The following is an 800-nucleotide window of genomic DNA, read 5'->3' as shown; positions in this document are numbered from 1 at the left end:
GTCAAGATATTAATCAGGTATATTGGGGCTGACGATATATGCTTTGAGTGTTTCTCTTTGAATGCGGTGACCGTCTTAACGTAAGCTGCGTGGATATTATTAACACTTTATTTAGTTCTTCATAATAGATGATTTCTGTAATTACAGTACTTAGACTGACCAGCTAAATAACAGAAAAAGCAGTATTCATTATTCCCTCACTGGGTAAACAATGCCAATTCTTTGTTAATTACCCAGTGAAGAAATTGAGTCCTTTTTTAAGTTGATAAAAGGGGCAGGTCATGACATTGAATCGTGGTTGCAACGCAGTGCACCTGCGGTGTTACGCCGGTTACTGATAGCGAGCATGGCCTGTGTTCTGGTCTGGCGATGACAACGTGCAGAGGGAGAAGAAAATACCCGAGCCCGACAATGGATTTGCAGACTCTCAGGCAGACAGCAAAAACGGGGAAAATGAGAGAGTGCTCCGGCTCTTCTTGCGGAATTATCTGTCCTCTTAAACACACTTATATTGCTATCGGAATATCCACCTGAAGAATTGACTCGATTAGCGGCGGGCATATTAGGTAATTCGAAGATGTGTAGATACCTATGCCTGAAAGGAAAGGGCTTCCCGCGAAAAGCATGGTGAATGCAGCGGTATTAAAGCTTTTATATTAAGGACGGATTTAACTCAGTAAATGCAACTTTTTAGTAGGAGAATTAATAACATTTAATCAATCCCTAAACAGATAGGGATTTAAGTGTTTTCTCGCTGGTTATTTAACAGTTTTGGTAAAAATAAAGTGGATATGATTAGG

The 800-nt window shown here is 40.1% G+C and carries 1 protein-coding gene; it reads right to left on the bottom strand.

Annotated features, from left to right (window positions below):
• Positions 1-279 precede the first annotated feature (279 nt).
• Complete coding sequence (locus LGZ99_RS24550; protein ID WP_164834972.1) at positions 280-504, bottom strand: hypothetical protein; 225 nt, start codon at positions 502-504, stop codon at positions 280-282.
• Between the last annotated feature and the right edge of the window lie 296 nt (positions 505-800).

It is taken from the genome of Photorhabdus temperata (genome assembly GCF_025384845.1).
Taxonomy (GTDB): Bacteria; Pseudomonadota; Gammaproteobacteria; order Enterobacterales; family Enterobacteriaceae; genus Photorhabdus; species Photorhabdus temperata.
The sequence above is the reverse complement of the archived record's forward strand: the minus strand, read 5'-3'. Positions and strand labels throughout refer to the sequence as shown.